Source organism: Roseateles amylovorans (assembly GCF_025398155.2).
GTDB classification, from domain to species: Bacteria; Pseudomonadota; Gammaproteobacteria; order Burkholderiales; family Burkholderiaceae_C; genus Roseateles; species Roseateles amylovorans.
This window is the reverse complement of record NZ_CP104562.2, coordinates 5,499,418-5,515,321: the sequence shown is the minus strand read 5'-3', so window position 1 is coordinate 5,515,321 and position 15,904 is coordinate 5,499,418. Positions and strand designations below refer to the sequence as shown.

Here is a 15,904-nt window from a genome sequence, read left to right as displayed (position 1 = left end):
ACCCCCTGAGCGCCGGATCGCTGGCTCGCCTGAGCGCCTGAGCGCCTGAGCGCCGGATCGATGGGCCGGACGCTCGACCCCCAGCCCGACCGACCCGCCGCCACGCCGACCCTGCCACGGGCGGGCCTGGCAATCGCCGGACCTGTCCCCTTCGCCGCCGTGCGGCATGGCGCAGGTGGCCGATCGCCAGGCGCGGCGTCCCTGTTATCGGGAGCCCAGATACGCGGTGCTGGCCCGGCCCTTGCATACACTCGGTCATGCTCGCCATGCCCACCATCCTGGACCTGGAAGCCTCCGGTTTCGGCCGTGGCAGTTATCCCATCGAGATCGGGTTTGTCGAAGCCTGCGGCCTGCCGTTCTGTTCCCTGATCCAGCCCGCGCCCGACTGGCAGCATTGGGACGACGGGGCCGAGGCGCTGCACGGCATCTCGCGCGATCTGCTGAAGCGTCATGGGCGCCCGCGGGCCTGGGTGGTGAACGAGATCAACACCCGACTGGCGGGGCAGACGGTCTATTGCGACAGCTGGGCCCACGACTACAGCTGGCTGTCCAAGCTGTTCGACAGCGTCGATGCGCAACCGCGCTTTCGCCTGGACGATCTGCGCCTGCTGCTCAGTGAAGACGAAGCCCGCCGTTTCGGGCCGCTCAAGCAGCAGATCCGCGCCGAGGCCCATCTGCATCGTCACCGGGCCAGTGCCGATGCCAAGCTGCTGCAACTGGCCTTGCTGAGGGTCAAGCAGCCGGCGTCAGCGGCGCCGGATTGAGGTCGCCTTCGCTGGGTTCCGGGTCTGGGCCTGGGTCTGGGCTTGGGCCTGGGCCTGGACTTTCGCAGACGCTGCCTTCGGCGCGTCCGCGACCGCCGCGCTTGGCGCGGTAGAGCTGCGCATCGGCCTGGGTGACCAGATCATCGACCGTGGCCTGGGCGGCCCATTGCACGCAGAAGCCGACGCTGGTGCCGATGTGCAGCTCCAGCGCGCCGATCCGGAAGGGCATGGACAGCGTGTTCACCAGCTTGTCGCCCACGCTCTGCGCGTCTTCCGGCTTGGCGACCTGGTGCAGGAAGACGGCGAACTCGTCACCGCCCAGTCGCGCCACCAGGTCCTGCGGTCGCAGGGCATGCCGCAGTCGGCCGGCCACCGCCTTCAGCAGCGCATCGCCGACCGGATGACCGTGGTCATCGTTGACCGGCTTGAAGCGGTCCAGATCCAGGTAGAGCAGGGCAACCAGTTCCTGTCGGTCCCGCGCCCGTTGCAGCCCGGTATGCACATGGGCGGCGAAGCCGGAGCGGTTGAGCAGCTCGGTGAGCGGATCGGTGTTGGACGCCTTCAGCAGCCGCAACTGCTCCTGCTTCACCTCGGTCACATCCCGCACCACGCCGAAGGCGCCGATGATCGCGCCGGTCTCCCCGCGCAAGGGCGCATAGCTCAGTTCGAGGTAGCGGGGCTCGATGCGGTCATCACGCACCGTGTCCGGTCCGTCGTCTCGCAGTTCGGCCAGGGTGCTTTCGCCGGCCAGCGCCCGCGCGATCAGCGGCTGGGTGTCGGCATAGCGGGCGTGGCCCAGCAGGTCGCGGGCCGTCTGGCCTTCCCAGGACCGGGGTGAAATGCCGAGCTGCTGTTCGAAGGCGCGATTGCAGAACAGCACCTGCTCCTCGGAGTCCACCGCCAGCATCATCACCGAGACGCTTTGGGCCAGCGCGTTCATGACGGCCTGGCTGCGCTCGCGTTCGCGCTCGATGGCGAGTTCGACGCTGATGTCGCGCAGGATCCAGGACACCGTCCTGACCTGCGTCGACGTCTCGTCGCGGTGCAGGATCAGGGTGCAGTCCACCGGCAGGGACTGTCCGGTGCGGGTGCGGGCCAGCCAGCGGCCGCTCCAGTGCCCGTCGCGCGCGGCGGCAGGCAGGATCTCGTCGTGGAAGCGCGCTTCGCCGCCGTCGACGAAGAACTGGCGCCGATGCAGTCCGTCCAGCGGTGCGTCGGGCGCCAGGCCCAGGCGACGCCGCAGGGCGGGGTTGAGGTAGAGGATGTCGCCGTCCATCGTCGTCTGGGCGATGTAGTCCGGCGCCAGATCGATGATCGCGCTGAGCATGCGCGCCGTCTCCTGCTGACGCGCCGGCTCGGTGATGTCGAGCACGGTGCCGGCAAAGGCGACGATGCGATCGTTGACCCGCATCGGGCGGGTGCGCACTGCCAGCACCAGGTCGCTGCCGTCGCTGCGGACCATCCGACGCACCCGGTCCATGGATTCACCCCGCTGGGCGCGCGCCAGCCAGTCGGCGCGGACTGCGTCGCGCTCCGCCGGGGGCAATCGGTCCAGCCACCCCCAGGCCAATTGCGACTCGTCGAGCTCCAGCAGGGCGAGGTAGGTCTCGTTGGCATAGACGGTGCGGCCCTCGAGGTCCGCACGGAACAGACCCATCGGCGAGGCATCGGCGGTGGCTTCACGCTCGGCCTCGGCCAGTCGGGTGCGGTGCTGCAGGCGGGTCAACCAGACGGTCAGCCCCAGGGCGATCACCGTCACGAGGAAGGAGAAGCCCAGCACGGCCCGGCGTTGAGACAGATAGCCGGCGAGCACGCGCTCACGCTCCAGCGACACGAAGATGCGCAGCGGATAACCGTCCAGGGTCCGATAGGCGACCACGCGCTCGCGGCCATCCAGTCCTTCGAGCAGGGTGAACTGCCCGTTCGTAGGCGCGCTGGCAGGCAGCGCTTGCGCGGGGTGGTTCTTCGGGATATTGGTCCCTTCCAGGCCGGTTACGCCAGGCTGACGCAGCAGCGCGAGGCCGTCGCTGCGCTCCAGGAAGACCGCCAGACCGGGACGCAGCATGCGGGCGCGATAGACACGCTGCAGATGGTCGAGATCCAGGAAGGCGATGGCCGCGTTCTGTTCGCTGCTGTCGACGCTCAATCGCGTGGCCATGGGCAAGACTTCGTGCGCCCCCGGACGCAGCCGGATCGGGGCGCCGATCACCACATGGCGTGCGCCCGGCACGGTCAGCTCGTGCAGCACGCTGTCGGGCCCCAGCTCGGCATAGGCCGCGCGGCTGTTGGACGGAATGCGCCAGACCCGCCCGTCGGTGTGGGCCAGCATCACATCGGTGATGCCGCGCGCGCTCTCGCGCAGCGTGTCGACCAACTGGCTGACGGTGGCGTCCTGACCGGTTTGATCGGTGCGTCGCGTCAGCAGCATCAGATCCAGGGTGCGCAGCTGGGTCTCGGCCTCGCGCAGCAGCGCATCGGTTTCCTGGCTGGCCGCCGCGGCGGTATTGGCCAGGTCGTCCTGAACCTCCTGCACCAGCGAGGCCGGATAGATCACGGCGAACCAGCCCACCAGCGTCCACAGCACCACCAGCACCAGTCCCAGCGAGAGGAACGGGCCCAGCACCAACAGGCGCTTCATTCCGTTGCGCCGTCGGAGGGCTGGTTGGAATTGGGCGGTTGGCATACCGCTGATTGTCGCGAGCGTGGCCCGTACGGCAAGCGTCAATCAAGCCGGGGTGGCGCCCACTGTTCAGCGCATGTGCGCCGAATTACCGGGATCTGCGGACGGTGCAGCGCCCGGCGCACTGCGGTCGCGGTTGCGGTTGCCGGCGCTCAGTCGCCGCCCAGGGCGCGCCGGAGCGCGGCCTCGCTGGCCGCGGCCGCCCCGCTCAGCGCCGCCAGGCAATCGAGGCACAGGCACTGCTCGGGATAGCGCGCCGCCAACGCCTGCTGGAGTGCCGGCGTCAGCGTCAGGCCGAAGCAGGCGCAATGGCCATCGCTCACGCCGCAGCGGAAGTCACCGCCGCAGCGTGGGCAGGCGGTGTTGGGGGGCAGGGCGGTGGCGGCGGTCATCAGCGGATCCGGCGCTCAGCCGAACAGCTGGCGATGTCGCTCGCGCAGCAGGTTCTTCTGCACCTTGCCCATCGCATTGCGCGGCAGTTCGGACTCGATGAAGACCTGCTTGGGCACCTTGAAGTTGGCGATCCGGTCCTTCAGCGCCGCAATCAGCGCCGGCCCTTCCAGCGAGGCCCCTGGTCGCGGCACGACGACGGCGATCACGCCCTCGCCGAAGTCCGGATGCGGCACGCCCACCACCGCCGATTCCGCCACGCCGGGCAGCTCGTTGAGCCAGCCCTCGATCTCCGCCGGATAGACATTGAAGCCGCCGGAAATGATCAGGTCCTTGCTGCGACCCACGATGGTGACGTAGCCGCGGCCATCGCGCCGACCCACATCGCCGGTCTTGAACCAGCCATCGGCGGTGAACTCTTCGCGGGTCTTTTCCGGCATGCGCCAGTAGCCGCCGAAGACATTGGGGCCGCGCACCTGGAGGTGACCGATCTCGTCGGCCGGGCAGGGCTGGCCGGCGTCGTCCACCACCCGCAGGCCCACGCCTGGCAGCGGCAGGCCGACGGTGCCGCCCACGCGCTCTCCATCCTCGCTGCGGTAAGGATTGGAGGTCAGCATGACGGTCTCGCTCATGCCGTAACGCTCCAGGATGGTGTGGCCGGTGCGGTGCTGCCAGTCCTGGAAGGTCTCGATCAGCAGCGGTGCGGAACCGCTGATGAACAGGCGCATCCGGGCGCAGGTCTCGCGGGTCAGCGTGGCTTGTTCGAGCAGACGGACATAGAGCGTGGGCACGCCCATGAAGACGGTGGCCTGCGGGAGGCGTGCGATCACGCCGCGCGGCTCGAACTTGCTGAACCAGATCATCCGCGCACCGGCCAGCAGCGCCCCATGCGAGGCGACGAACAGGCCGTGCACATGGAAGATGGGCAGCGCATGGATCAGCACGTCATCGGGCTGCCAGCCCCAGACGTCCTTGAGCACCTGCGCGTTGGACAGCAGGTTGCCATGGCTGAGCATGGCGCCCTTGCTTCGGCCGGTGGTGCCGCTGGTGTAGAGGATGGCGGCCAGGTCCTCGGCCGCGCGGCGTGCGGGCGTGTGCTGGTCGCTCATCTGCACCGCGCGGTCCAGCAGCGTGCCGGTGCGGTCCTCGTTGAGCGTGAACACCCACGGCACCTTGGCCTGGAAGGCGAGCTTGCTGACCCATCCGAAATGCTTGCCGGCGCACACCACCACCGCTGGCTCGGCATTGCCGATGAAGTAATCCAGCTCCGCCGCCTGATAGGCGGTGTTGAGCGGCAGATAGACATGACCGGCGCGCAGCACCGCCAGGTACAGCAGCAGCGCTTCGACGCTCTTCTCGGTCTGGGCGGCGATGCGGCTGCCGGCGGGGAGGTCCAGCGAGTCCAGCAGGTTGGCGATCATCGCCGTGGCGCGGTCCAGGTCGCGCCAGCTGTAGCGCTTGCCGGTGTCGGGACCGTCGGCGACCTCGATCGCGCAGGCGTCCAGGTCCGCCGGGAAGGCGCCGCGCAGGGCGGTGAACAGGTTGCCGTCGGCCGCCGTGGCGCCGGATGCAGGAGAGTGGGACAGGCTCATGGATGACAGGCTCATGGGTGACGCATTGTCCTCAGTCCAGCTTGGCGCCGCTGCTCTTGACGACTTCGGCCCAACGCAGGATTTCGCTGTGGACGAACTTGCCGAAGGCGTCGCCGTAGAGGTTGGGCATGTCGGTGCCCAGGTTGGTCCAGGCGGTGCGCAGTTCGTCGGACGCGAACGCCTTGCGCATCTCCGCCTGCATGGCGGCGATGGCTTCCTTCGGCGTGCCGCGCGGTGCCCACAGGCCGTACCAGGTGGCGACCTGGTAGCTCGGGACGCCGGCCTCGACCGTGCTCGGGATGTCCGGGAAGCCCGGCGCGCGCTTGGAGGACGCCACGGCCAGCGCCTTGACCCGGCCGCCCTTGATGTGGGTGGCGGAGGAGCCCAGGCCATCGAACATCAGGTCCACCTGGCCGGCGATCAGGTCCTGCAGCGCCGGACCGGCGCCGCGGTAGGGAATGTGGGTGATGAAGGTCTTGGTCTGCAGCTTGAACAGCTCGCCGGCCAGATGGTGCGAAGTGCCGTTGCCGGCCGATCCGTAGTTCAGCTTGCCAGGGTTCTTGCGCAGTTGCTCCAGCAGGCCCTTCAGGTCGGTGGCCTGCACCTTAGCCGGGTTGATGATGATCACCTGCGGCACGCTGGAGATCAGGCCGACCGGAACGAAGTCCTCTTCCAGCCGGTATTCCAGCTTCGGATACATCGCCGGGGCGATCGCGTGATGCACCGCGCCCATGAAGAAGGTGTAGCCGTCCGGCGCGGCCTTGGAGGCCAGCGTGGCGCCGACGGTGCCGCCCGCGCCGCCCTTGTTGTCGATGATGAACTGCTTGCCGGTCTGCTTGGTGAGCTGCGCACTCAGCGGGCGGGCAAAGGCATCGGTGCCGCCGCCGGCCGGGAAGGGCACGAGGATGGTGACCGGCCGGCTCGGCCAGGCGCTCTGTGCCAGTGCGCTGAGCGGAAAGCCGCCGGCCATCGTCAGGGAAGCGGCGGCCGCGCCGCCAAGCACGCGTCGGCGCGAGGGCGCTGGGTTCGAACTCATGGTGTTGTCTCCGGGTTGGATCAGGGATCGTTGTCGTTGTTTGAGCCGTGGATCCTGTCGATCGCCCTGCGCAGCGCTGACGAGGCGGTGCGGCGCGGCAGGCGGGCTCAGTCTTCTTTCGGGGCGGTCGACCTCAGCGTCGGCCGGCCGCGCGGCCGGGCAGGCGGCCGTTCCGGGAACGGGCCGTGCTGTCACCGGCTGGCGGCGGTGGCGTGGTGAGGCCGGGGGCTACAGCAGCCCGCTGACGGCGCGGGCGCTGGCGATCTCTCCTTGGGTGAAGGCTTCGTGGTGACGCTCGATGCGGTCGAGGTCGTAGAGGTAATTCACCATCAGACCATGCGACTGCTTCAATCCTTTGACGGACCGGTCCGCGGCGATGTTGAGCCGTTCCAGCCGCGCGCCGTTGTCCAGATGGAAGCGGGCCACCGGATCGCCGCCGGGCTGGGTGGTCTGCCCCACCAGGTAGACGGCGGCCAGGCGGCGCAGGTCCTCCTGCAGGGCCTGGTTGCTGAGCGCCGCCGGGCTGGCGAGCTCGGCGCTGCTGTGCTGTTTCACCCGCGCCAACGCTTCCCCGGCGCGCTCGATCTGCACTGGCTTGAGACCGGGCAGGCCGTCCAGCGTGGTCACGCCGTGCAACCAGGCGGCGAAGCCGGGAATCGGCGAGAGGGTGCAGAACAGCTTGAGTTTGGGCAGCTCATGCTGCAGGTGCTCGGCCACGGTCTTGATCAGGAAGTTGCCCAGCGAGACGCCGCGCAGACCGGGCTCGCAGTTGCTGATCGAATAGAACACCGCGCTGCGGTAGCTGTTCGGCGGCATCGGCTCGCTGCGCTTTTCGATCAGCGGCGCAATCGCGTCCGGCATTTCCGGCAGCAGCGCCACCTCGACGAAGATCAGCGGCTCGCGCGGCAGTTGCGGATGGAAGAAGGCGAACAGACGGCGGTCGGGCAGCAGGCGCCGGCGCAGGTCGTCCCAGCCGTCGATGGCATGCACCGCCTCGTGGTGAATGATCTGCTCCAGCAGTTGCGCGGGCGAGTTCCAGTCCACCTGCCGCATCTCCAGGAAGCCCGGGTTGAACCAGGAGGAGAGCAGATGCAGCAGGTCCGCATCGACCATGCGCCAGGTGGGATGGGCCTTGAGGCCGTCCAGCAACCGGCGTCGCATGCGCACCAGCAGCGCGGTGCCGCCAGGTGCGCGGTTGAGCCGGCGAAACAGCTCCTGGCGCGGCGGCTCGGTCACCCGGGTGAGGGTGTGCAGCTCGTCGACGCCGGGTGACACCGCATACGCGTGGGCGGCCTGCAATACCGCTTCGGCCTCGGGATTGAAGTCGGCGGCCAGCCGGTCGAACACCGCGGGCCAGGCCTCGGCCGGCAGGGCGCTCATCTTGCCGATGAGGTCTCGGGCATGTCCGAGGCTGTTGGCCTGTCCGCGTTCGGACAGCAGTTTGCGCGCCAGCGTCAGGACCTGCTTTGCTGCGCGCGCCGAGCTCCAGGATTCAACCATCATGAGCCGGTTTATAGAGGGTTTTTCACAGGGCGCCACTCCGCCTTAACCCGGGGGCGAGACCCGGTGCAGGCGCCAGCATCGCCTCTTCGACTTGAGCGGCCACTGTCGAATCGGGCGGATGCGGCATATCGTCACGAAAGCAGGCGCCGCGGAGGACTGGCACGGGCTCGCGGGTTGGTCTCGCCGCCTGGCGGTGTGTGCGCCTATGGGGCCATTGCAGCAGCGGCTCGGCGCTCACCTTGTCTGCCCTTCCATCGGCCACGATGCGGCGGAGATCGGCCGAGGCGCTGATCAATGAGGCCGTGTCGCGGGAGGGATGCGGGGAGCGCGCAGGTCGGTCAAGCCGCGCAGGCGATGGGTGAGATCCTGCAATCGGTGCAGCAGGTGTCGGGCACCGTCGGCGAGATCAGCGAATCCAGCACCGGCCAATCCGACGGTCTGGCGCCGATCAATCAGGCGGTCCGCCACCTGGATGACACGACCCAGCAGAACGCGGCCGTGGTCGACGAAACGGAGGTCGCCGCCGACTCGCTGCAGCAGCAGGCGAGGCTGCTGAACGACCAATTGGCGACCTTCCGGACTTGATGTCGACGGACGCCGGGGCAGGCGGTCGGCTGGTCAGCGAGACGGCCGTGAAGGCCGTGAAGGCCGTTCGCCGTCCCGGTACGACGAACCGGGGTCAGTCGTTGGTCAGTCGTTGAGTTGGGGCAGGTCCAGCCAGCGCGCCAGGCGGCGGCGCAGGGTCAGGAAATCGAGCGGCTTGGTCAGGTGCTCGTCCATGCCGGCCTTCAGGCTGTCGGCCACATCGCTGTCCAGCGCATGCGCGGTGAGCGCCAGGATCGGGAACCGCGGCAGGCGGCCCTGGGCCTGCTGCTCACGCAGCCGGCGGGCGCATTCCAGGCCGTCCATGCCCGGCATCTGGATGTCCATCAGCACCAGGCTGGGGGCGTCGCGCTCGCACAGCTCCAGGGCTTCCTGGCCGTTGCGGGCGAGTTGGGTCTTCAGGCCCATCAGCGCCAGGAACTCCAGCGCCACGACCTGATTGATCGGGTTGTCCTCCACCAGCAGCACGAACGATTCGCCCGGTGCGGGCCGTTCGCCGCAAGCTTCTGCCTCCGGTGACGATGCCGACGACGACGGATGCGCCGGAGCGTCCGACGACATCAGCACCAGGTGGGGCTCGGAGAGGGGATGACCGTCGTATCTGTCCATGTGTTGCTGTCTCCCGCGCTCTGTCGGAGTGGCGGGTAAACCCTTGGTTGAATCGCCTGGAAATGCCAAATGCTGCACTGCGGCGACCGGGCTCCATTGTTGCCGCAGCGTCGCAAGACTAGCAAGTCTGAGTCGGTCTTCGTTCCCAAGCCTTGACAAGAGGTACAGGAAGCCAGCCTGAGCGGTCAGGGGTTTGCCAATACTGAACAAACCTCTGCCGATCTGGCGATCCGGACGTTTTCAGGGGACATGGAAGCGGGTCAACCGTGTCTCGAACCCAGCGGGGGGTGTCACCAGCGCTTACCTCCGCGCCAATCATTTTGCTTCTTTTGTCTGCAGATCGCCCAGGTGGTGTGTGCTTTTTGCTGTCACCTGGATGGGGGTGTCTTCGGGGGAAGGGCCTCCCCCGCTGCTGCCAGTGAATGGCAGCAGCTCTCCCTAGAATGTTTGCCCACTGCCCCTTCTGAGCCTCTGAGCTACCCAACAGCATGTCCGACGCCGATATCCGCATCCGGGGTGCCCGCCAACACAACCTCAAGAACCTCGACCTGGACATCCGTACCGGTGAGCTGACGGTGGTGACGGGCCCCAGCGGCTCGGGCAAATCCAGCCTGGTGTTCGACACCCTCTACGCCGAGGGCCAGCGCCGCTATGTGGAGACCTTCTCCGCCTATGCCCGGCAGTTCCTGGACCGCATGGACCGCCCGGCGGTCGACAAGGTGGACGGCGTGCCGCCGGCCATCGCCATCGACCAGACGAACCCGGTGCGCACCAGCCGTTCCACCGTCGGGACGATGACCGAGCTCAACGACCACCTGAAGCTGCTGTTCGCGCGTGGTGCCGAGCTGTTCGATCGGGAGACCGCGCTGCCGGTGCGCCACGACACTTCGCAGACCATCTATGCCGAACTGATGCAGCGCACCCAGGCCGACGACCCGCGCCTGGTGCTGACCTTTCCGGTCGAGCTGCCGGAGACAGTGAGCGCGGACGAGGTCCAGCAATGGCTGTCCGCCTCCGGATTCACCCGGGTGCAGTCCGAGCGGGTGGTCAACGGCCGCAAGATCCTCGATGTGGTGGCGGACCGCTTCCGCATCCAGGGCGTGGAGCAGGCGCGGGCGATGGAGGCCATCGAGCTGGGCCTCAAGCGCGGCAGCGGTCGGCTCACCGTCTATGTGGTGAGCGCCGACGAGGGCGCGGCGCCGACGCTGTGGCGCTACTCGACCGGCTTGCATTGCCCGGAGAGCGACATCCGTTATGCGGATCCGCAGCCGCCGCTGTTCTCCTTCAATTCCGCGATGGGCGCCTGCGAGACCTGCCGAGGCTTCGGCCGGGTCATCGGGGTGGACCTGGGGCTGGTGATCCCGGACGAGCGCAAGACGCTGCGCACCGGCGCGATCAAGCCGATGCAGACGCCGGCCTGGAAGGAGTGTCAGGACGACCTGCTGAAGTACGCCGGTGATGCGGGCATCCCGCGCGACACCGCCTGGAACCAGATGACCCAGGCCCAGCGTGACTGGGTGATCGAGGGCAGCCCCAATTGGAACGGCAACTGGAACAAGCAGTGGTACGGCGTGCGGCGCTTCTTCGACTACCTGGAGAGCAAGGCCTACAAGATGCACATCCGGGTGCTCTTGTCCAAGTACCGCAGCTACACCGAATGCCCCACCTGCCGCGGCGCACGCCTGAAGACCGAAGCGCTGCTGTGGCGCATCGGCTCCAAGCCGCTGGCCGACGCCGCGCTGCCGGCGGCGCAACGCTTCCTTCCCGAGGGCGTGCGCTGGAGCCGCGAGCAGCTGGAGGCCCTGCCGGGCCTGTCGGTGCATGACCTGATGCAGTTGCCGATCCATCGGCTGCGCCGCTTCATGGATGAGCTGCAACTGCCCGGCACCTTGCTGGACGAGGCGCTGAAGCTGCTGATGGACGAGATCCGCAACCGGTTGAAGTACCTGGTCGATGTGGGCATCGGCTATCTGACCCTGGATCGCCAGAGCCGCACGCTCTCCGGCGGCGAGGTGCAGCGGATCAACCTGACGACCGCACTGGGAACCTCGCTGGTCAACACGCTGTTCGTGCTGGACGAGCCCAGCATCGGCCTGCATCCGCGCGACATGAACCGCATCGTGCAGGCCATGCAGCGCCTGCGGGACGCGGGCAACACGCTGGTGGTGGTGGAGCATGACCCGGCGGTGATGCTGGCGGCGGACCGCCTGATCGACATGGGCCCGGGACCGGGCCAGCAGGGCGGTCAGATCGTCTTCGACGGCACACCGGAGCAGATCCGCTCGGCCGATACGCTGACCGGCGCCTACCTGGGCGCCCGCAAGCATGTGGGCATGGGCCTGAAGCGGATCGTGGAAGAGAGCACCCCGCGGCTGATCCTGGAGGGCGCGCGCGAGCACAACCTGCGCAATGTCAGCGTGGAGTTCCCGCTGCAGCGGATGGTGGCGGTGACCGGTGTGTCCGGTTCCGGCAAGAGCACGCTGATGCAGGATGTGCTGTATCCCGCGCTGGCGCGCTGGTTCGGCCAGGCCACCGAAACGCCGGGCGCGCATGACCGCCTGCTGGGCGCGGATTGGCTGTCCGATGCGGTGTTTGTCGACCAATCGCCGATCGGCAAGACGGCGCGGTCGAATCCAGCCAGCTATGTGGGCGTGTTCGACGAGATCCGCAAGCGCTTCGCCGAAGCCCCGGTCGCCAAGGAGCGCAGCTACGGCGCCGGCATGTTCAGCTTCAATGCCGGCGACGGCCGCTGCCCGACCTGCGGCGGCTCGGGCTTCGAGCATGTGGAGATGCAGTTCCTCTCCGACGTCTACCTGCGTTGCCCGGACTGCGACGGCAAGCGGTTCCGCGCCGAGATCCTGGAAGTGAAGCTCGAACGCGGCGGGCGCCTGCTCAGCGTGTCGGACGTGCTGGAGCTCACCGTCGCCGAGGCCCTGACGCTATTCAAGGACGACCGCGAGGTGCTGAACAAGCTGCAGCCGCTGTCCGATGTGGGCCTGGACTATCTGACGCTGGGCCAGCCGGTGCCGACGCTGTCGGGCGGCGAAGCGCAGCGTCTGAAGCTGGCCGGCTACCTGGCCGAGGCGGCATCCAAGCCGCGCCAGGCCACGGCGACCAAGGGCACGCTGTTCCTGTTCGACGAGCCGACCACCGGGCTGCACTTCGACGACATCGCCAAGCTGATGCGCGCGATGCGCAAGCTGCTGTCGGCCGGTCATTCGCTGATCCTGATCGAGCACAACCTGGATGTGATCCGCGCCTCGGACTGGGTGATCGACCTGGGCCCCGAAGGTGGCGAGGACGGCGGCCTGGTCGTGGCCGTCGGCACGCCGGAGCATCTGAAGGAGCACCCCACCTCCCACACCGCGCAGGCGCTGCGCGAGTACGCGCTGGAGATGGACCGCGCACCGGTGAAGGTGGCCGAAGGCCGACCGTTGCAGTCGCTGATACGTCGCCGGCGCCCGGCGGATGAGGCCATCCGCATCGTCAATGCGCGCGAGCACAACCTGAAGTCGGTCGACGTCAGCATCCCGCGCGGCAAGTTCAATGTGGTCACCGGCGTGTCCGGCTCCGGCAAGAGCACGCTCGCCTTCGACATCCTGTTCAACGAGGGCCAGCGCCGCTATCTGGAATCGCTGAACGCCTATGCGCGCTCGATCGTGCAACCGGCCGGCCGGCCCGAGGTCGATGCGGTCTGGGGCATCCCGCCGACGGTGGCGATCGAACAGCGGCTGTCGCGCGGCGGTCGCAAGAGCACGGTGGCGACCACGACCGAGGTCTGGCACTTCCTGCGTCTGCTCTATGTGAAGCTCGGCGTGCAGCATTGCCCGAAGGACGGCACACCGGTGCGTCCGCAAAGCATCGAGGCGATCGCGGCCCAACTGATGCGCGACTACCGGGGCCAGCATCTGGGCCTGCTGGCGCCGCTGGTGGTGAATCGCAAGGGCATCTACACCGACCTGGCCAAATGGGCCAAGGCCCGGGGTCACACCCACCTGCGGGTGGATGGCGAGTTCCTGCCCACCAGCCCCTGGCCGCGCCTGGATCGGTTCAAGGAGCACAGCATCGAGCTGCCGGTCGGCGACATGATCGTCACGCCCGAAACCGAGGGCGACCTCCGCGAGCTGCTGGCCAAGGCGCTGGATCACGGCAAGGGCGTGGTGCATGTGCTGGCGCCGCTGGACGGCCTGCAGGACGCCTTGCGGCTGGCCAAGCCCACCCGGGGCATCGGCAACTTGCGGGTGTTCTCCACCAAGCGCGCCTGCCCGCATTGCGGCACCAGCTATCCCGAACTGGACCCGCGCCTGTTCAGCTACAACTCCAAGCACGGCTGGTGCACCACCTGCGTCGGCACCGGCCTGGCGCTGACCCGTGAGCAGCGCAAGGCGCTGGACGACACGGTGCAGGACAAGGACGGCAATCGCGGCCGCGAGCAGAGCTTCCCGTCCGAGGAGGCCGAGATCGAGGGCCTGACCGACCAGCCCTGCCCGGACTGCCATGGCTCGCGCCTGAATCCGGTGGCGCGCTCGGTGACCTTCGAGGACGAGACCATCGCCACCGTCGCCGCCTGGAGCGTGACCGAGGCCCGTGAATGGGTCGCCGGCCTGAGCCTGACCGGCCGGGATGCCGAGATCGCCCGCGATGTGGTGAGCGAGATCCGCGGCCGTCTGGAATTCCTGGAGGAAGTGGGCCTGGGCTACCTCACCCTGGACCGTGCCGCTCCGACGCTCTCCGGCGGCGAGGCGCAACGCATCCGGCTGGCCGCCCAGTTGGGCAGCAACCTGCAGGGCGTCTGCTATGTGCTGGATGAGCCGACCATCGGCCTGCATCCGCGCGACAACCAGATCCTGCTGAAGGCCTTGTCCACGCTGGGCGACAAGGGCAACACGCTGGTGGTGGTGGAGCATGACGAGGACACCATTCGCCGCGCCGATCACATCATCGACATCGGTCCGGGCGCGGGCAAACGAGGCGGTCGGGTGATTGCGGAGGGCACGGCGGCGCAACTGGCGGCGAATCCGGAATCCCTGACCGGACGCTTCCTGTCGCATCCGCTGATCCATCCACTGCAGGCGCGTCGAGAGATCGCCGCCGACGCGCCGAAGCTGACGGTGCTCAACGCCACCCTGCACAACCTGCGCGGGGTGACGGTGGACGTGCCGCTGCATCGCCTGGTGGCCATCACCGGCGTGTCGGGTTCGGGCAAGAGCACCCTGGCGCGCGACGTGTTGCTGGCCAACATGGCCGCGGCGGTGCCGCTGCGCCGGGCGCCGTCGACCTGGCAAGGCTGCGAGGGCATCGAGGGCCATCAGCAGGTGGACCGGGTGCTGGAGGTTGATCAGACGCCGATCGGCAAGACCCCGCGCAGCTGCCCGGCGACCTACATCGGCTTCTGGGATGCGATCCGCCGCCTGTTTGCGGAAACGCTGGAGGCCAAGGCCCGCGGTTATGGTCCGGGTCGTTTCAGCTTCAATACGGGCGAAGGGCGCTGCCCCGGCTGCGAAGGCCAGGGCATGCGCACCATCGCGATGAGCTTCCTGCCGGATGTGAAGGTGCTCTGCGACCAGTGCCACGGCCAGCGCTTCAATCCCGAGACGCTGGCGGTGAGCTGGCGCGGCAAGAGCATCGGCGAAGTGCTGCAGATGGAGGTGGACGAAGCGGTGGAGTTCTTCTCGGTGATGAACAACATCGCGCATCCGCTCAAGCTGTTGCAGGACGTCGGCCTGGGCTATCTGACGCTGGGGCAACCAAGCCCCACGCTGTCCGGCGGCGAAGCGCAGCGGATCAAGCTGGTGTCGGAACTGGTGAAGGTGCGGGACGACGTCACCCGCCGCGGCCAGAAAGCGCCCCACACGCTGTATGTGCTGGACGAACCGACGGTGGGCCTGCACATGGCCGACGTGGAAAAGCTGATCCGGGTGCTGCACCGTCTGGTGGATGGTGGCCACAGCGTGGTGGTGATCGAGCATGACCTCGACGTCATTGCCGAAGCCGACTGGGTGCTGGACCTCGGCCCCGAGGGGGGCTCGGCCGGTGGCCGTGTGGTGGCGCAAGGCCGGCCGGAGACGCTGGTGATCCAGGACACCCACACCGGTCGGGCGCTGGCACCGGTGCTGGCCCGCCACTGAGCGTGCGCCGCTGGCGCTTGCCGGCCGAGGTGGATGCGGTCGCGCAGCGGCGAGTCAGTGACTGATGCGGGTCGCAGCCGTTGACCCCAAAGCAAAGGCGCCTGCCCTGAGAAGGGGAGGCGCCTTTTTCATGTCATGCCGTCACAGGGTTGAGGTCACCGGCGGTGCGGTGTGGTGGGTCCCGCTCGACGGCGGGGGGCTCAGTGTGGTTTGCGACGCTGGTCGAACTCGTCGCCGTGATAGACATTGCCATCCCAGTTGTTCGATCGATGCTTGGCGCGGGCGATCGCATCTTGGGCGGCGTCGTGCGCGGCGCGGCGGCGTTCGCGGGAGCTGAAGCGGTGGCCGAGGCCGGAGAAGGGGGATCGAGCGAAGCGGCTGAAACCGCCGGACCCGCCGGATCCGCCCATGGGACGCCGGATCCAGGCTCGCCAGGCCCGTTGATGTCGGGCGGGCAGGCACATGTCCACGGCCAGCAGCACGCAGATCAGGAGACCCAGGGCGGCAATGACTTTGGCGAACATGGCTCGGCGCGGTTGGGCATGTCACAACGATGTCAGACATGCGGGATGCACCGACTATACGCGAGGGCCGCTGAA

The 15,904-nt window shown here is 68.2% G+C and carries 10 protein-coding genes; 3 read left to right on the top strand and 7 right to left on the bottom strand.

Features of this window, described 5'->3' with window-relative positions:
* Positions 1–266 precede the first annotated feature (266 nt).
* Positions 267–764, top strand: coding sequence for a 3'-5' exonuclease family protein (locus N4261_RS22860; protein ID WP_261757543.1), 498 nt, complete (start codon positions 267–269; stop codon positions 762–764).
* Here the strand turns inward: N4261_RS22860 and N4261_RS22855 are convergent.
* From N4261_RS22855 to N4261_RS22835, 5 genes are all read right to left on the bottom strand, one after another.
* On the bottom strand, positions 733–3,402 hold the full coding sequence (locus tag N4261_RS22855) for a diguanylate cyclase domain-containing protein (protein ID WP_261757542.1): 2,670 nt from the start codon (positions 3,400–3,402) through the stop codon (positions 733–735). The genes N4261_RS22860 and N4261_RS22855 overlap by 32 nt on opposite strands.
* 194 nt (positions 3,403–3,596) lie before the next feature.
* Positions 3,597–3,836 (bottom strand): cysteine-rich CWC family protein, encoded by a 240-nt coding sequence (locus N4261_RS22850; RefSeq protein WP_261757541.1) that lies wholly within the window; start codon positions 3,834–3,836, stop codon positions 3,597–3,599.
* A 15-nt stretch (positions 3,837–3,851) separates the two neighbouring features.
* Positions 3,852–5,426 (bottom strand): malonate--CoA ligase, encoded by a 1,575-nt coding sequence (locus tag N4261_RS22845; RefSeq protein WP_261760827.1) that lies wholly within the window; start codon positions 5,424–5,426, stop codon positions 3,852–3,854.
* Positions 5,427–5,457: 31 nt separating this feature from the next.
* On the bottom strand, positions 5,458–6,462 hold the full coding sequence (locus N4261_RS22840; protein ID WP_261757540.1) for a Bug family tripartite tricarboxylate transporter substrate binding protein: 1,005 nt from the start codon (positions 6,460–6,462) through the stop codon (positions 5,458–5,460).
* 228 nt (positions 6,463–6,690) lie between these two features.
* Complete coding sequence (locus N4261_RS22835) at positions 6,691–7,965, bottom strand: malonyl-CoA decarboxylase (protein WP_261757539.1); 1,275 nt, start codon at positions 7,963–7,965, stop codon at positions 6,691–6,693.
* A gap of 354 nt (positions 7,966–8,319) precedes the next feature.
* Between N4261_RS22835 and N4261_RS22830 the strand changes: the two genes are divergently transcribed.
* On the top strand, positions 8,320–8,550 hold the full coding sequence (locus N4261_RS22830) for a hypothetical protein (protein ID WP_261757538.1): 231 nt from the start codon (positions 8,320–8,322) through the stop codon (positions 8,548–8,550).
* Positions 8,551–8,655: 105 nt separating this feature from the next.
* Here the strand turns inward: N4261_RS22830 and N4261_RS22825 are convergent, their stop codons facing one another.
* Positions 8,656–9,177, bottom strand: a complete 522-nt coding sequence (locus tag N4261_RS22825; protein WP_261757537.1) for a response regulator — start codon at positions 9,175–9,177, stop codon at positions 8,656–8,658.
* 488 nt (positions 9,178–9,665) lie between these two features.
* Here N4261_RS22825 and uvrA point away from each other — a divergent pair, with 488 nt between their 5' ends.
* On the top strand, positions 9,666–15,305 hold the full coding sequence (gene uvrA / locus N4261_RS22820; protein WP_261757536.1) for an excinuclease ABC subunit UvrA: 5,640 nt from the start codon (positions 9,666–9,668) through the stop codon (positions 15,303–15,305).
* 200 nt (positions 15,306–15,505) lie between these two features.
* Here the strand turns inward: uvrA and N4261_RS22815 are convergent, their stop codons facing one another.
* Positions 15,506–15,829 carry a hypothetical protein gene (locus N4261_RS22815; RefSeq protein ID WP_261757535.1) on the bottom strand — a complete coding sequence of 108 codons (324 nt, stop codon included), beginning with the start codon at positions 15,827–15,829 and terminating at the stop codon, positions 15,506–15,508.
* Positions 15,830–15,904: the final 75 nt, after the last annotated feature.